This is a genomic window from Rhodococcus pseudokoreensis, assembly GCF_017068395.1.
In the GTDB taxonomy this organism is placed as follows: domain Bacteria; phylum Actinomycetota; class Actinomycetes; order Mycobacteriales; family Mycobacteriaceae; genus Rhodococcus_F; species Rhodococcus_F pseudokoreensis.
The window spans coordinates 4,809,344-4,824,651 of sequence record NZ_CP070619.1; the positions used below are offsets into that span (position 1 = coordinate 4,809,344).

The 15,308-nt window shown below is 64.4% G+C and carries 16 protein-coding genes and 1 pseudogene; 12 read left to right on the forward strand and 5 right to left on the reverse strand.

The window, feature by feature from the left end; translation table 11 throughout:
- Positions 1-2: 2 nt before the first annotated feature.
- Complete coding sequence (locus tag JWS13_RS27095) at positions 3-563, reverse strand: MarR family winged helix-turn-helix transcriptional regulator (protein WP_206008414.1); 561 nt, start codon at positions 561-563, stop codon at positions 3-5.
- A 220-nt stretch (positions 564-783) separates the two neighbouring features.
- On the opposite strand from JWS13_RS27095, the gene JWS13_RS27100 reads away from it, so the two are divergent.
- From JWS13_RS27100 to JWS13_RS27150, 12 genes and pseudogenes are all read left to right on the forward strand, one after another.
- Positions 784-2,070 (forward strand): cytochrome P450, encoded by a 1,287-nt coding sequence (locus JWS13_RS27100; RefSeq protein WP_241032321.1) that lies wholly within the window; start codon positions 784-786, stop codon positions 2,068-2,070.
- Between the two features lie 2 nt (positions 2,071-2,072).
- On the forward strand, positions 2,073-2,330 hold the full coding sequence (locus JWS13_RS27105) for a hypothetical protein (RefSeq protein ID WP_206008415.1): 258 nt from the start codon (positions 2,073-2,075) through the stop codon (positions 2,328-2,330).
- A gap of 110 nt (positions 2,331-2,440) precedes the next feature.
- Positions 2,441-2,728: pseudogene (locus tag JWS13_RS45585) on the forward strand (aromatic ring-hydroxylating oxygenase subunit alpha); the annotation flags it as partial.
- 287 nt (positions 2,729-3,015) lie between these two features.
- A complete protein-coding gene (locus JWS13_RS45590; protein ID WP_241032322.1) occupies positions 3,016-3,702 on the forward strand; it encodes an RHO alpha subunit C-terminal catalytic domain-containing protein in 687 nt (228 codons plus the stop codon).
- 29 nt (positions 3,703-3,731) lie between these two features.
- Positions 3,732-4,763 carry a thiamine pyrophosphate-dependent dehydrogenase E1 component subunit alpha gene (locus tag JWS13_RS27115; protein WP_241032323.1) on the forward strand — a complete coding sequence of 344 codons (1,032 nt, stop codon included), beginning with the start codon at positions 3,732-3,734 and terminating at the stop codon, positions 4,761-4,763.
- The gene (locus JWS13_RS27120; RefSeq protein WP_087560151.1) at positions 4,760-5,755 is read left to right on the forward strand and encodes an alpha-ketoacid dehydrogenase subunit beta; all 996 of its coding nucleotides are present in this window, start codon (positions 4,760-4,762) and stop codon (positions 5,753-5,755) included. The genes JWS13_RS27115 and JWS13_RS27120 overlap by 4 nt, the downstream gene beginning before the upstream one ends.
- Before the next feature lie 5 nt (positions 5,756-5,760).
- Positions 5,761-7,026: an acyl-CoA dehydrogenase family protein gene (locus JWS13_RS27125; RefSeq protein WP_241032599.1), complete on the forward strand. Its 1,266-nt coding sequence runs from the start codon at positions 5,761-5,763 to the stop codon at positions 7,024-7,026.
- A gap of 69 nt (positions 7,027-7,095) precedes the next feature.
- On the forward strand, positions 7,096-8,013 hold the full coding sequence (locus JWS13_RS27130) for an SDR family oxidoreductase (protein WP_206008418.1): 918 nt from the start codon (positions 7,096-7,098) through the stop codon (positions 8,011-8,013).
- 44 nt (positions 8,014-8,057) lie between these two features.
- Complete coding sequence (locus tag JWS13_RS27135) at positions 8,058-9,236, forward strand: FAS1-like dehydratase domain-containing protein (protein ID WP_241032324.1); 1,179 nt, start codon at positions 8,058-8,060, stop codon at positions 9,234-9,236.
- A complete protein-coding gene (locus JWS13_RS27140; RefSeq protein ID WP_206008420.1) occupies positions 9,229-10,386 on the forward strand; it encodes an acyl-CoA dehydrogenase family protein in 1,158 nt (385 codons plus the stop codon). Before JWS13_RS27135 ends, JWS13_RS27140 begins: the two co-directional genes overlap by 8 nt.
- Positions 10,379-11,143, forward strand: a complete 765-nt coding sequence (locus tag JWS13_RS27145) for an enoyl-CoA hydratase/isomerase family protein (RefSeq protein ID WP_206008421.1) — start codon at positions 10,379-10,381, stop codon at positions 11,141-11,143. The genes JWS13_RS27140 and JWS13_RS27145 overlap by 8 nt, the downstream gene beginning before the upstream one ends.
- Before the next feature lie 224 nt (positions 11,144-11,367).
- Entirely contained in the window at positions 11,368-11,625 is a 258-nt protein-coding gene (locus JWS13_RS27150) for a hypothetical protein (RefSeq protein WP_206008422.1), read from the forward strand.
- A 15-nt stretch (positions 11,626-11,640) separates the two neighbouring features.
- Here the strand turns inward: JWS13_RS27150 and JWS13_RS27155 are convergent, their stop codons facing one another.
- The 4 genes from JWS13_RS27155 to JWS13_RS27170 form a co-directional block, all read right to left on the reverse strand.
- Positions 11,641-12,105 carry a hypothetical protein gene (locus tag JWS13_RS27155; RefSeq protein WP_206008423.1) on the reverse strand — a complete coding sequence of 155 codons (465 nt, stop codon included), beginning with the start codon at positions 12,103-12,105 and terminating at the stop codon, positions 11,641-11,643.
- Positions 12,102-13,175: a phosphotransferase gene (locus JWS13_RS27160; protein WP_206008424.1), complete on the reverse strand. Its 1,074-nt coding sequence runs from the start codon at positions 13,173-13,175 to the stop codon at positions 12,102-12,104. Before JWS13_RS27160 ends, JWS13_RS27155 begins: the two co-directional genes overlap by 4 nt.
- Entirely contained in the window at positions 13,175-14,344 is a 1,170-nt protein-coding gene (locus JWS13_RS27165) for an Rv3169 family protein (protein ID WP_206008425.1), read from the reverse strand. The genes JWS13_RS27160 and JWS13_RS27165 overlap by 1 nt, the downstream gene beginning before the upstream one ends.
- A 319-nt stretch (positions 14,345-14,663) precedes the next feature.
- On the reverse strand, positions 14,664-15,224 hold the full coding sequence (locus JWS13_RS27170) for a nuclear transport factor 2 family protein (RefSeq protein WP_206008426.1): 561 nt from the start codon (positions 15,222-15,224) through the stop codon (positions 14,664-14,666).
- Positions 15,225-15,308 lie beyond the last annotated feature (84 nt).

Sequence of the window (15,308 nt, forward strand, 5' to 3'; positions counted from 1 at the left end):
CCTCAGTGGGCGCGGTCGAGGTCTCCGGCTTCCTTACGGATCGGAGCCACGATCTCCACCAGCGCTTCTGCCTGATCGCGGGTCAGACCGGGAAGTCCGAAATCCACCTCGCTCAAGGCCGCGGTGGCCTCGTCCACGAGTGCGCGGCCCTCGTCCGTGATCGTGACGAGCGTGGCGCGCCGGTCCTTCGGGTGGGCTTGCCGGGTCAGCAGCCCGCGGGCCTCGAGGCGATCCGTCGCGATCGTCACCGTCGTCGCATGAACCAGGAGATGCCATGCGACGCGGCTGAGCAGGCGGGTCCCGGTGTCGCTCAGTTGAAGCGTCTTGAGCATGAGGTAATCCGTAAGGCTCATCTCGAAACCCTTTTTCAGTGTCTGCTCCAGCACCGACGTCATGAGCTGGTGCAGGCGTAGAACCGAACTCATCGCGAGGAACGGATAGGGGTCGTCGTCGGCCTGCTGCTGCCAGTAGAACTTGATCCACTGCATGGGATCGAGCTTCTCGACGTCCGTCAGTTCGGCATTGCGTGCCGTCCTCTTCTTTTTTGCAACTTTCTGCGCCACCGTCGTATCTCCTTCGGTCACATCTGTCTCAGAGCCCACAACGGATGCTCAGATTGATGAAAATCGCTCTCTAGACTAACCAGGCTAACAGCTGCAGGCCCCAAGGGGGCGGTGGCAGCGGTTCTCCGCCGCCCGGGATGCCGAAACACTCTTCTTGTCAATGTTCTATCGTTAGAGTAATCTCGGCGCCAGTGGTAGTCGCCATTCGCACGGAGGAAGCATGACTGTGACCGAGACTCGATTCGACGGGTTGTTCGAATTGAATCCGCAGACTGTCCGCTGCCCGTACGCGACGTACTCGCGGGCCCGCGAAGAGGCGCCCGTGTGGGTCGAGCGGCTCAACGCGTTCGTCGTAACCCGATACGACGACGTCGTGTCGGTCCTGCGAGACGCTGTGACGTACTCCTCGGCCATGGCGAGTGGGCCGGCCTCGGTTACTCCGCTCGCCCGCAGGATGTCCGACGACCCCGAGGCCTCCGACACCCTGCGCGCCCACGTCGAACGGCGCCTCGAGATCAGTAGATCGGCGGTGCTACTCAACGCGGATCCGCCGTTGCACGTGCGCCAACGGAAACTGGTGAACAAGGGCTTCACGGCCAGGCGGATCGCCACTCTCGAGCCGGAAGTTCACACGATCTCCAACGACCTGATCGACACCTTCCTCGGCGACGGCCGCGTCGATCTGGTCCGGCAATTCGCGGTCAAGCTTCCGATGACCGTTATCGCCAACATCCTCGGAGTCCCCGAGTCCATGATGGAAACCTTCAAGTGGTGGTCCGATTCGTTCACCGTCGGAACCGGGAACCTGAACCTCACCAATGACGAACTCGAAGACATGTTCTCCGCCGTCGACCAGTTCTACGACTACTTCACCGGACAGGTCACCGATCGGCGCACCAGACCACGAGACGACCTGCTCACAGATCTCGTTCACGCCCGTTTGGACGGCGAGGAACCGTTGACGCTCAACGAAATCCTCCAGATGCTCGTCCAATTCCTGGTCGCAGGAAACGAAACGACGACCAATCTGCTGGCCGCGGTCATGCATACACTCGTCACGGATCCGGGCCTCATGGCGCGAGTGCGACATGACCACACCGAGATTCGTGCACTGGTGGAGGAAGTCCTTCGCCTGGAATCGCCCGTGCAAGGGCTCTTCCGCACCGCCACCACGGATGTCGAGATCGGTGGCACCGTGATTCCCGCCGGCTCGCTCCTGTGGCTGGTGTACGGATCGGCGAATCGCGATCGGTCCGCCTATCCGGCCGGTGACGACCTCGACCTCGAAGGTGCGCTGTCGCGGCAACATCTCGCGTTCGGGAAAGGCGAGCACTTCTGCCTCGGTGCCCCTCTCGCGCGGATGGAAGCGCGGATCGGCGTCGAAACGCTTTTGTCGAAGCTCGCCGACATCCGTCTCGACTGTGCCCCGCACGACGTGAAGTACCTGCCCAACTTCGTCCTTCATGGATTGAAGGCGCTGCCGCTGACCTTCCACAAGGTGGTGTAACAATGGTTTTCAAGCTTCGGCATCCACTCAACGGCCATATCTATTCGGCGCTCCCCGACGCGTTCGTCGAGGTGGACAAGAACGGCAAGACCGGCATTTTCGACCGATACGGGGTCTGGGTCTCCGGCGAAGTCCACACGGCAGATCCGGAGATGTGCCGATGGGTCGGCACACACGAGAAGGCAGTGGTGTCCCGACATGCCTCGGGTTTCGGGAGAAGCCACGCATCGACCCCGACCCCGTCCGCCAAGGAGGTGTGATCAACGCTATGACCGATCTCGAACCGCGTACACGCATCGACCGCTCGCCGGGTGTGAGTTACCAGGACCTGCTGGACGCCGACACCCAGCAAGTGCCCGACTTCCTCCGCATGGAGTCGCCGCACGATCTGGGAACCGCAGATATCCCTGCGTACTTCTACTTCTCGCCGGAGATCCACGAGCTGGAGAAGGAGAAGATCTGGCGCAAGACGTGGCAGTTCGCCTGTCGCGAGGAACTCATTCCGAACGTCGGCGACACCGAAATCTACGACATCGCGAACATCTCCATTCTCCTCGTCCGCACTGCGCCCGACGAGATCAAGGGGTACTACAACGCCTGTCTTCACCGGGGTCGGCAGCTTCGAGAGGAGCCCGGCAGTGTGCGTGAACTGCGTTGCCAGTTCCACGGGTTCTGCTGGGGCCTGGACGGTTCTCTGAAACATGTCCCGGCTCAATGGGACTTCCCGCAGATCGAACCCGGCAAGTTCGGGCTGCCCGAGGTGCTGGTGGACACCTGGGGCGGATTCGTCTTCGTCAATATGGACCGTGACGCAGAATCGCTCCTGGATTACCTCGGAGAGATCCCGGCGCAGTTCGCGCGCGCTGGGACTTCGAGAACCGGTATACCCAGGCGCACGTCGAGAAGGTCCTGCCGTGCAACTGGAAGGTGGCGCAGGAGGCGTTCATGGAGTCCTTCCACGTCGTCACCACCCACCCACAGTTGCTGCAGGGCATCGGCGACGCCAACTCTCAATACGACTACTGGGACAACGTCAGTCGCGCGGTCACACCGCGGGGAACCCCGAGCCCGCACCTCACCGTGCAGCCGACCGAGCAAGAGATCTTCGATTCGATGATGGGCCTCGGTCTCGAGGACGCGCCGATCAAGACGCTGCCCGACGACGTCCGTGCTCGCACCGTGATCGCCGACGCGACCCGCAAAGCCATGGCCGGCATCCTGGGAGACAAGGCGCAGAGCCTGTCGGACTCCGAATGTGTCGACACCTTCTTCTACACGGTGTACCCGAACTTCCACCCCTGGGGTGCCTACAACCGAACGTGCTACCGGTTCAAGCCCAACGGCGACGACCCCGAAACCTGCATCATGGAATGCCTCATTCTGTCTCCCTTCCAGGGAGAACGCCCGGCGCCGGCGAAGGTCCGCAGAATGGGATTGGACGAGACCTTCGTCGACGCTGACGAACTGGGGACGCTGGCGCGGGTGTTCTTCCAGGACGAATACAACGTCGGCTGGGTCCAGAAGGGGCTGCACACTCTCGTGGAGAACAAACCGGGAGTGACGTTCGGCGCGTATCAGGAAACCAAGATCCGCCACTTCTACGACCTGTACCGCAAGCAGATCGGTAGGTAGGCGTGATCACACACGACGGAGAGGTCGACATGTCAGAACAGACGCTGTCGCACACGACGACCACGGACGCCGGATCAGTACCGGATACCGCTGTGCTCGAACAGATGTACCGCTTGATGGTCACCACGACCCTCGCCGACAAGCGCTCGACGGAGGAGGCGAAGGCCGGCAGACTCCAGGCTGCCTTCTACCCCGTGCGGGGAATGGAAGCGGTGTGTGCGGCGATCGGCGCGGCACTGACCCCGCAGGACCGATTGGTCTCGACGTACCGCAACCTCGGCGATGCTCTCGCCAAGGGCGTCACCCTCCGATCGATCATGGCCGAGCTGTACGGCCGGGTCGACGGGACGTCGAAGGGCAAGGGCGGCCCGATGCACCTCCACGACACCGCGGTCGGATTCATCGCGACCACCGGCATTGTCGGCTCGGGACTCCCGATCGCAGTGGGTTTGGCGCTGGCCAATCAGCTCGACGGGAGCGGTGCGGCCACCGTCGTCACTTTCGGTGACGCAGCCACGTCCATCGGCGCGTACCACGAGGCGATGAACTTCGCCGCTCTGTGGAAGCTCCCGATCGTCTTTGTCTGCCAGAACAACCAATGGGGTGAGCACACCCCGATCGCCGAGTACGCGCCCTCCGTCGAACTGGCGAAACGAGCAGCCGCGTATTCGATCCACGCCGAACGTGTCGACGGTTTCGACCCGCTCGCGACGCTGCACGCCATCGAAACCGCCGTCGAGCGGGCGCGCCGAAACGAGGGCCCCACCTTCCTCGAATGCGTCACCTACCGGCTGACAGGACACAGTGGAACCGCCGACTTCTCGTACGTCCCCCGGAACGAACTGGAGGCTGCCATGAAGCGCGACCCGGCCCCGACATTCCGCTCGTGGCTGATCGATCAGGGGTTGACGACCGGCGAGCGAATCGACGAGCTGGACCGGGAGGCAGAAGCCTACGTCGCGGACGCCTTCCAGTTCGCGGAGAACAGCCCGCTCCCCGGCGAGGACGAGTTGTTCACCGACGTTTTTGCCGACGACACCTGGGTACGGAGTGTGAAGTGACCACCATCGAACGCAGCACCGAGACCGCCGTGATGACATCGGCGGCAGCAATGAACTCCGCCCTCGACGTGGCGATGGCCGCCGACGAGAAGATCATCCTCCTCGGTGAGGACATCGCCGAGCCCACCGGCGGCGTATTCAAGGTCAGCAAGGGACTCTCGACCAAGTACGGCGTCGAGCGCGTCCGGTCGACACCGATCGCGGAACAAGCGATCGTCGGTACCGCGGTCGGACTCGCGCTCGGCGGGTACCGGGCCGTCGCCGAAATCATGTTCTTCGACTTCATCGCAGTCTGCATGGACCAGGTGGTCAATCACGCCGCGAAGTTCCGGTACATGACGGGCGGAGCCACGCCGACGCCGATCACCGTCCGAACGGTCGTGGGCAGCAGCCGGTTCGGCGCTCAGCACGCCCAGTCGCTCGAGGCCTGGTTCATGCACACCCCCGGAATCAACGTGGTGATGCCGTCCTCGCCCGCAGATGCGAAGGGCCTGCTCGCGGCCTGCCTCGAATCGGAAGACCCGTGCCTGTACATCGAGCACATCTCGCTCGCGTACAGCAAGAAGGAAGACGTGCCGACCGGGCATTACAGCATCCCGCTCGGACAGGCGAACGTGCTGCGCCCCGGACGAGACGTCACCCTCATCACCTACGGACCGCAGGTACCCGTGGTCGCACAGGCAGCCGAGGAACTTGCGGCCAAGGGCATCGAGGCTGAGGTCATCGACCTGCGGACCCTTGTTCCCCTCGACTTCGACACCATCCTGTCCTCGGTGGAGCGGACGCGCCGTGCGGTCGTGGTGCACGAGGCAACCCAATTCTGTGGCCCGGGCGCCGAGATCAGCTCACGGATCCACGAAGAGCTCTTCAACGAACTGGTGGCACCCGTGCAGCGCGTGGGCAGTGACTACTCGCCCGTCCCGTTCTCGTCCGCGCTGTCCGGCTATCCGACGGTGGCGAAGATCGTCCGCAGTGTCGAGGAACTGATGTGAGCGGCATGCAGACGATCGAGACAACCGGAACCGTCGGCGGCGACACCGACATCCCCTCGCTCGACGACTTCCGGGCCGCCGCGAAGGAGTTCCTCGACGGTGCCGCGCAGCCGCGGCGACCGCGCACCGCCGAGTCCTGGGGTGAGGGCGACGACACGTTCAGCCTCTTCCGGGGCGCGACGGCCGAGGACGCCGAGGAGGCATGTGAGTGGCGGCGTACGGTCTTCGACGCCGGCTTCGGATGGATCCGCGGTCCACGAGAATGGGGCGGTCGCGGACTGCCGTCGAAGTACGAGAAGGCATACCTGCAGATCGAGCGGAACTACGAGACGCCGTCGCGCTCACCGCTCGGAGTCAGCCTCGGCATGGTCGGACCCACTCTCGACCAATTCGGCTCCGACACCGCCAAGGAGCGGTGGCTGAAGGCCCTCTACCGGGGTGACGCGGTGGGCTGCCAGCTCTTCAGCGAACCCGCTGCAGGGTCGGATCTGGCGGCTGTCAAGACGAAGGCCACCCGGGTCGACGACCATTGGATCATCAGCGGACAGAAGGTGTGGACCTCTGGGGCGCACTACTCGGATGTGGGTCTGCTCCTTGCCAGGACGTCACCGGCCCCCCGCCACCAGAACCTGACTGCATTCGTGATCGACATGCGCGCACCCGGCGTCGAAGTACGTCCGCTCCGGCAGATGACCGGTGGTGCCGACTTCAACGAGGTTTTTCTCGAGAACGTTCGTGTCGACGACGCGTACAGGCTCGGCGAGGTCGACGCGGGGTGGCAGGTTGCTCTCGCGACGCTCATGCACGAACGCGGCGCCATCGGAGGATCCGCGGGCGGCGGAAGCGGGCTGTTCGACATGAACCGCCTCGCCGGAATGCTCGTCCAGCTGGGGGCACAATTCGATCCGTCGATCCGTCAGGCATACGCCAAGGTCTATTCCGGCGTTGCCGCGGCGAAGGCGATGAGAGCGCGTGCGGAGGCCGCTGCGAAGGCCGGTCAGCTACCCGGACCCGAGATGTCTCTGTCGAAGCTGGCGCTCACTCGAAACTTGGCCGCACTCGCCCATCTCGTGAGCCAGGCGCTGGGACCGAAACTGCTCGCCGATACCGGCGAGTGGGGAACGTACTCCTGGTCCGAGTTCGTGCTGGGGGTACCGGGATTCCGACTCGGTGGAGGAACGGACGAGATCCAGCGGAACATCATTGCAGAGCGAGTCCTGGGATTGCCGAAGGAACCGGCCCCGGCGACGAGCACATCGACCAAGGGCTGACTGCCCATTCGGCGCCGTGGCCGGCCTGCGGGCGGGCCCCGGCATCCATACACACTCGAGGAGTTTCACATGGGAAGCTTGAACAATTCCGTCGCAATCGTGACGGGCGCAGGTCGAGGAATCGGCCGTGAACATGCACTGCTGCTGGCGGCAGAGGGCGCCAAGGTCGTCGTCAACGACCTCGGCGGCGGACAGGACGGTACCGGCGCGGCGTCGACCCCCGCTGAGGAGGTCGCAGCCGAGATCCGCGCGAATGGCGGAGAGGCCGTCGCGAACGGTGACGACGTCGCCGATGCGGCCGGTGCCCAGCGGATCATCGACACCGCCATCGACTCGTTCGGCCGCCTCGACGTCGTCATCAACAACGCCGGCATCCTGCGCGACCGGGTTCTCGTCAACATCGACGACGACGACTGGGATCTCGTGGTGCGGGTCAACCTCCGCGGAACGTTCCTGGTCACCCGCGCTGCCGCGCGGTACTGGCGCGAAGAGAGCAAGGCGGGACGGTCGGTCAACGGCTCGGTGATCAACACCTCCAGTGAGTCGGGGGTCTTCGGCAATCCGGGGCAGGCGAACTACGCCGCCGCCAAGGCCGCCATCGCATCCCTGACGCAGGTCAGCGCGAAAGAGTTGGAGCGGTACGGAGTTCGGGTCAACGCCATCCTCCCCCAGGCGCGTACGCGCCTGACAGTCAGCGCCTTCGGTGATGCGCTGTCCTCGGACGACGGAAAGTTCGATCGGTGGGACCCCGCGAATGTCTCCCCGTTCGTCGTCTTCCTGGCGTCGCCGGAATCCGAACTGACGGGCGAGGTCTTCCTCGTCGGTGGCAGCCGCGTGCAACGGATCAAGCCGTGGGAGAAGGATCCCGCCTGGAAGCTGCAGACGGAAGGGCGTTGGACCGTCTCCGATCTGGCCAAGGCCGTACAGGACGCCGGAATCCCGTCGGGCCAGAAGTGGACCGCGAACCCGAACGCAGGTAAGAAGTGACCGCCGGCGCCATCCAGTCTGCACCGGAGACGGAAGAGGCTCGGATGCCCGAAGCGGTCATCGACGACGCGATGATCGCCTCGATGACCGCGAAGATCGGCGCGCAGTTGCGGATCGATCATTCGGTGAACAACGAGGAGGCAACCCGCATCGCGGTGGCGAAGTTCGCCGGCGGCATCGGGGACGTCAACCCCCTCTGGACGGACGCGGACCACGGACGGCGCTCCGACTACGGCGCTCCGGTTGCTCCGCCCTCGTTCTCGATCGGCTGTTTCTCGGGAATCCAGTTCGGCTGGCCGGGCCTCGGCGCCTTCCACTGCGCGACCCAGATGGACCTCGCCGCACCTATCTATTGGAACGACAAGATCAGTTCCACCTGCCGCTACGACGGATTCACCGGCCCGCGGCCCAGCAACTTCGCCGGCAAGATGGTCACCGACTCCTTCACCAACACCTATGTCAACCAGTTGGGCCAGGATGTCGCCGAAATCCGCTGGCAGGTTGTCAATTACGAACGGGGCGCCGCGCGGAGCAAGAGCAAGAAGCGCGACATCCAGGTACCCCACCGGTGGACCGTCGAGGAGATCGAAGACGTCGAACGCCGAGTGGTGGCGGAAAGGCCGCGGGGTGAGAATCCTCTGTGGTGGGAGGACGTCACGATCGGTGATGCGGTCTCGACCATGACGAAGGGCCCGATCGGGCTCACCGACGAGGTCGCGTTCGTGGCCGGTGGCGGCGCACCCATTCCGCGGCTGAAGGCGAACGCATCAGCGGCGCACGACTATGCGGCGCACCCTGCGTGGGCGTTCCGTGATCCGGTGACCAAGGCACGTGAGCCGATCTACTCGGTTCATTACAACCAGGCCGCGGCGAACGCGATGGGTGTCGCGTACCAGTACGACGTCGGATTCCAGCGTCAATGCTGGCAGATCCTGGCGCTCACGCACTGGTGCGGCGACAACGCTTGGGTCAAGCACGTGACCGCGGAATACCGAGGGTTCGTCTACCTCGGCGACGTCATCGAACTCGGCGGGACGGTGACGGGAAAACGCGTCGACGAAGACGGCGAGTACATCGTCGAACTCGATACGTACGCCCGAAACCAGCGGGGAGACAACGTGATGCCGGGAACCGCTGTCGTGGCGCTGCCGAGCCGCACCATACCGAAGTCGCCGGTCGCGATCCGGGCACGAGCAGGCGAAAGCATTCGCTCTCATGTCTGACGTGATGTTCGAAGAGCGTGAGCAGCTGCGGTCCGCCGTCCGCAGCGTCATCGCACGACACCGGGATGTTCGCGGGTGGCTGGAATCGACCGCGGAGTCGGGGGACGGTTGCGACCTGGGTCTGTGGCGAACGCTCGCCGAAGAAGTCGGCGTCGCCGGTCTGCTGGTTGCGGAGGATCTCGGCGGCGCCGGCGCACAGGTCGCCGACGCTGCCGCGGTTTTCGAGGAGGCGGGCCGTGCGTTGTCCCCGGTGCCGCTGTTCTCCACAGTGGGACTGGCCTCGGCGATCCTGCTGGGGTGCGGCGATGCACCAGACGCCCAACGGCTGCTGCAGAAGGTCGCCGACGGGGCGGTTGTCGCGACGGTGGCGTTCCACGAGATCGACTCCGGATGGTTCCTGCCTCCCCGCTCGACCGCAGCCACGGAGAAGAACGGAGAATGGCACCTCACCGGAGCCAAGGGCTTCGTCGTCGATGCCGCGGCCGCCGACATCATTCTCGTCACCGCCGCTACTCCCACCGGAACAGGCCTTTTCGCGGTGAACGCCGACGTTTCGGGGCTGCAGAGGCGGACGCTGGAGTCGCTCGATCTGGTGCGCCCACTCGGCGTCGTCGAATTCGAGGATACTCCGGCGACACTCCTGGCCGTCGGTGACGCTGCGTCGCAGGCCGTCGCCGGTGGACTCGACCTGGCCGTCACCCTGCTCTCAGCGGAGCTGGTGGGGGCGGGCCAGCAGTGCCTCGACCAGGCCGTTGCCTATGTGAAGCAACGCGTGCAGTTCGATCGCAAGATCGGCAGCTTCCAGGCCATCAAGCACACGCTCGTCGACGTGCTGCTCGAGCTGGAGATGGCCCGGTCCGCCGCTGATGCCGCAGCATCAGCGGCGGAGAAGTGGCTGCACAGCCCCGGGCCCGAGAATGCGACCGCATTTGCGATTGCGGCGAGCGTGTCGAAGTCGGTGTGCGCCGACGCATTCATGCACATCGCCGAGGAAACGCTGCACGTCTTCGGTGGGATCGGGTTCACGTGGGAGCACGACGCACACCTGTACTATCGCCGGGCGAAATTCGGCGAACTGTACCTCGGCACCGCGGATGAGCACCGAGAGCGGGTAGCTCGGTTGTCCGGGTTGGGAGAGAGGCGTGTCTGACGTTCTGGTCGCCCGCTCCGAGGGGGTCGTGACGCTCACACTGAACCGTCCGCAGCGCAAGAACGCGCTCACCGGTGAGCTCGTGGAAGAGGCGATCTCGGCTCTGGAGGAGATCGCCCGAACGCCCGACGACCGTGCGGTCGTGGTCACCGGAGCCGGTGGCGCGTTTTGCTCCGGCATGGACCTCGGGGCACCGCTGTTGCCGGACGAACTGTCCTTCATGCGCCGGGTGGGTCAGTTGTGCACGCTCCTCCATGACCTGCCGCGACCCACCGTCGCGAAGGTTGCCGGACCCGCCATCGGGTTCGGATGCAATTTCGCGCTGTGTTGTGACCTCGTCGTGGCGGCAGACGATGCCGTCTTCGGCGAGACCTTCGCCAATCTCGGAATCTCTGCCGACGGCGGGGCATCGTGGTCCCTGCCTCGCCTCATCGGAGTCGCGAAGACGAAGGAGCTCCTGTTCTTCGGGCGCCAGCTGTCCGGCAAGGAAGCCGCGGAGATCGGGATCGCCAATCGCGCAGTACCCGCCATCGAACTCGATGACTTCGTCCAGGACTGGGCGCAAACATTGGCGGACGGGCCGACATCAGCGCTGGCGATGATGAAAAGCCTGGTCAATGTGTCGACGGAGTCGTCGTTTCGACAGGCGATCGACCGGGAGGCGCTGGGCCAGTCGGTCAGCTTCAAAGGCCAGGAGGCGCGGGTCGCCGGCCGCGCCAGGATGAAGAAGCAAGTCCCGAATTTCCGGAACCCGTAATTCGACGGTCAGGAGCCGTATCAGCATGGTGTCGGGTGCGATCAGCGTCAGCTGTCCGATATCGGCCTGAGGACGATCATCGACTTGCGCACCCCCAAAGAGGTGGATCAGCAAGGTATGTGCTCGTGGTACAAAGGGGCCCGGAAACGTACGCAATGCCGCTCGTGGCGTGGGAGACCCTGCCGACGAGATCCCAGTCGGAGGGATGGCGTACCCCTGAACCGATGATCGACGCGTACCGTGCCATGTTTGCCGAGGGCAGCGAGATGATCGCGGCGGTGTTGACCCTTCTCGCCACCGACGCGGGAATGGCCACGATCGTCAAAGACGAAGAATCGATGGTGTACACGCCGCCCGAGGTAATGCTCGGGTTCCTCGACGCGTTCCGCGGCGATCACGGATCCTTCGACGACTTCGTCGAGTCGATCGGGCGGGGTGCCGAGGTTGCCCGGATCCGGCAGTTGCTCACAGCCGGTGGCTGACCTCGGAGCCCTGCGCTACCGTCGCGGGCCAGTGAATGCGTCCTGCTGCCAGCGTTGTTCGCGCTCGAGTTGGTGCCGCACGTATTTTCGCGCCGCCTGACGGGTGGGGTGTGATTCATCGGGTATGGCGTCGATGACGGCGGTCAATGCGGCGCGAATGCGGATCGCATCGTCCTGAAGCTCCGCCAGGTCGGGGTGACGCGGTGCGGGGGATTGGTCGAGCGCTGCGGTGAGGGATGCGTGGACGTCTGCGGGCTGATCCTGTCGGTCCAGGGCCGTCGCGAGGATCCTGCGCAACTCGTCGTTGCCGGCGTGGAGGGCCGGAATTTCTTCGGATGCGCGAACTCGCACCGAGCGCAGCATCTGGGCCACGGTCTTGCACACACTCGCGGCGTACTCGTCGTGCACGTGCGGAGCGATGTCGGTCTCGACGGCGTCGATGATCGAGGCGAGAACCACATCCGTGGTGGGATAGATCATTGCGAAGACCTCACTTTTCCGGGCGCGCTGCCGAACGTGGCGGCCAAACGCACTTCACTGTGGAATCCGATCTCGGCGGCGTTCCACACGAACCGCAACGGGGGCCGCTGTTGACGTCGGACCTGGGCGGCCGCGTGGTGTGTGTACAGAAACTGCAGCAGCCCGTACAGGTCTCGGTAATAATCGATCCGCTCGACGGTGACCTCGATGCCGGTGCGGGCGTGGTAGTAGGCCAGCGCCTCGGGAAGACCCCAGAGGCGCCGTCCGTGCCGTTCGATTTCGGGGATCATTTCCTGAATCTGGGCGAAGTCGTACGCCGGATCACCGAGCGCGGCGAGTTCCCAGTCGGACATCGCCACGATGCGCCCGTCCGACCAGACCTCCTCGCCGTGACCGTTGGTTCCCTTGCACAGCGTGATGTGCGGGCAGTCCTTCGGCGCCACCTGTAGAAGGCGAGCGACGCCTTCGGCAAGCGCCGGGCTCGGCTCGAACTGAAATTGAGCCAGCTGAGCCAGGTTTGCGCGAATCAGGTTCTCCGCGCAATCCGCCGGAGAGGCCGGTACCGCGAAGATGTCGCCGAACCCGAGACCTTTCCAGTCGGCGGTGTGCACGAGTGCGAGCTTGTCGAGATGTTCCTTCGACGCGGCAATTCGGACGTCGTCGTAGGCCTCGTCGGTGTTGCCGATGAAGGGTAGCCTCCAGTCGCCGGAGACGTGCGAGCGAACGTACGCAGGTCTCGCGTCCGGGCACCACTCGGCGTCGTCTTCGAACCACAGCGCCGTTGACGTGGGAATTTCCGAATCACGCAGAAGCCGGTAGACGTCGTACTCGGTCTGCAGCGGGGTCGGGATGACACTCCCACTGGCGTGGTCGCGCCGGACGATGAACTGCCGCGGTGTCCATACTCCGGCAGTGCATACGGTGCCGGCCGCCGACCATGTTTCGCGCGACACACCCCGCGAAAGCCGCTCGACCGAGTCGATTCGAATATCGGTCGCCTGCGGATCGATCTTGGCGAGTCGTTCGCGGAACCACCGCTCGACGAAGTCGATTTCCCCGAGTTGTGCCATCACTGCAACCCGTACGGGGAGAAGGGGCCGTCGAGGAACAATTCGGTATGCCCGGCGCCGACCCATCGGCGACCATCGGGGGCGATCGTGGTCACCCGAGACAGGTATTCCTTGCCGTGCAGATTGCGGTAGACGGTGCCGTCATACATCGTGTGATCGAAAGGTTGCTTCGCGAAATCGAATTCGTCCCACTCCACACTGACCCCGGGACCGTGGTAGGTGCGCATCGACCCGCCGTCCTTCCAGCTGCCGGCCTGGTAACCGATGGTGGCGGTGACCCATGGCGGTGACACCGGCTCGACGTGCTGCACCCACTTCCCTCCGTCGGCATCGTGCAGGGTGACCGTCCCGGCTCGCAACAGCTTCGTGCCGGGTACGAGTTCGAGTTCGTGTGAGCCACCAACTAGATCGACGGTCTCCTTGTCCCATCCGATGTGAAGCCTGCCTTCGAAGGGAGTGCCGAATGTGTCGTTCATCGGTACCTGCTTGCCGTCGGGTGATTCGTGGATGGCGTAGAACCCCGACAGCTCATCCGAACCGAACAGGGTCCAGAATCGCAGGGCGCGAGAGATGCCCTCCGCCTCCCGTGGTGGAAGGAACCGCGGGTTCGGTGCAAGCGGGGGACGCTCGTGGTAAAGCCCCCAGGAATGGTCCCGACTGCCGTACCAATGCGCCGGGTCCACGTCGATTCGCTCACCGTCGATGTCGATCCATCCTCGCGCCGTTCCTGCCTGCGAGTATCTCGTCTGGTCCGTGGTCGGCCGCCCGCGATTGGTTGCCAGATGGTGCGCCTCCTCGTACGCCGGCGAGGTACCCAGCCAATGCAGGTCGAATCGGATGCCGGAGGGGTTGTCGTCGAGGATGAGACGAATGTCGCGGTAGGGCTCGACGACCTCGATGCGATAAGGGCCTACGGCGGTGTCGCACAGTTCGCGCCAGGTCCGGCTGAACCGGACGGTCCTTTGCACTCCATTGCGAATGAAGCCGACGTATCCACCGACGATGTCGGTGTTGGGATTGATTCGCAGACCCTGGAAGCAGACGATCCCCTTGTCGGCGGAGAACACACTGAAGAAGTAACCGTCGTCGAATCCGGGGTCCGTGTTGGACACTACGGACAGCGGGTGGGACGTCTGGTGGACGGGAAGTTCGTCGTACGGGCTGAGCATGGTCTTCCTTTCGCGCGACGGGGCTCCGCACAGGCTGCACGCCAAATGCGGGATGTCGTGCTGTCAGCGGCGTGCTCGGGTTCTGCCGCCGATGCGGCTGCGCCGAACTCCTGGGGGTTGCAGGCGTCGAAGCCATGAGTGTGCGCCGAGTCGGTATCTACCGGAATCACGGTGCGCCGCACCGCGGACCGGCAACTCGTCCTTCGAATGCCGGACGCATCCGGCGTCGCTAATTGTCTATTTGACGATTATCGTATCGTAGTGTGAGTCGTCTCACCAGAGCAGTTGTCGAAGGTGTGCCTCGGGCGGCCGCGAGGGCTCAGGCGCGGTCGACGGGGCCGAGGTGATCGAGTTCGCCCGCGCCGAGCGGCCGCACGATTCGGGGCGCTTCGCCTGCATACATGTCTTCACCCAGGATCAGCCCGTCAGCGCTGATCGGCCAGACGATCAGCGCCTGGTACTCCACGAGAAACCACGTGCTCGCATCGTCCTGTAGACCGTCGTGGCCACGAGCGGTCAGCATGGCGCCCGAATATGCGTGGCGGAAGATGCCCTCGGTGAGGACTGTGTCGTCGTCCACCATGACCCGGGAAATCTCGAACTCGAGCCGGTTCTTCCCGATCTCGATCGCCGCCCGGTAGAAGTTCGCCACCTCGTCATAACCCTGCGGTCCCACGCTCGCCGAGGCGCCCCAGACCTGATACCGCGGTTCTGCCACAAGGGTCGCCATCAGTGTGGGCACATCGCCTCGAACTTCGGCCTCCACATGCCGTGCCACGACCTCCAGATTCGCGCGTAGCCGCGGGTTCTGCTCTGCGGCCGCGCGATCTGCGAGGAGTTGCCACGTCTCGGCGGCCTGTGGGCTCAATGGGGTGATCATCCGGTCACCTCTCGTAGTGGGTGGTTCCAGTAGAACTCAGATCAACGATGTCGTAAAGGTTTATCGTGCCGACCGTCGAGCGAG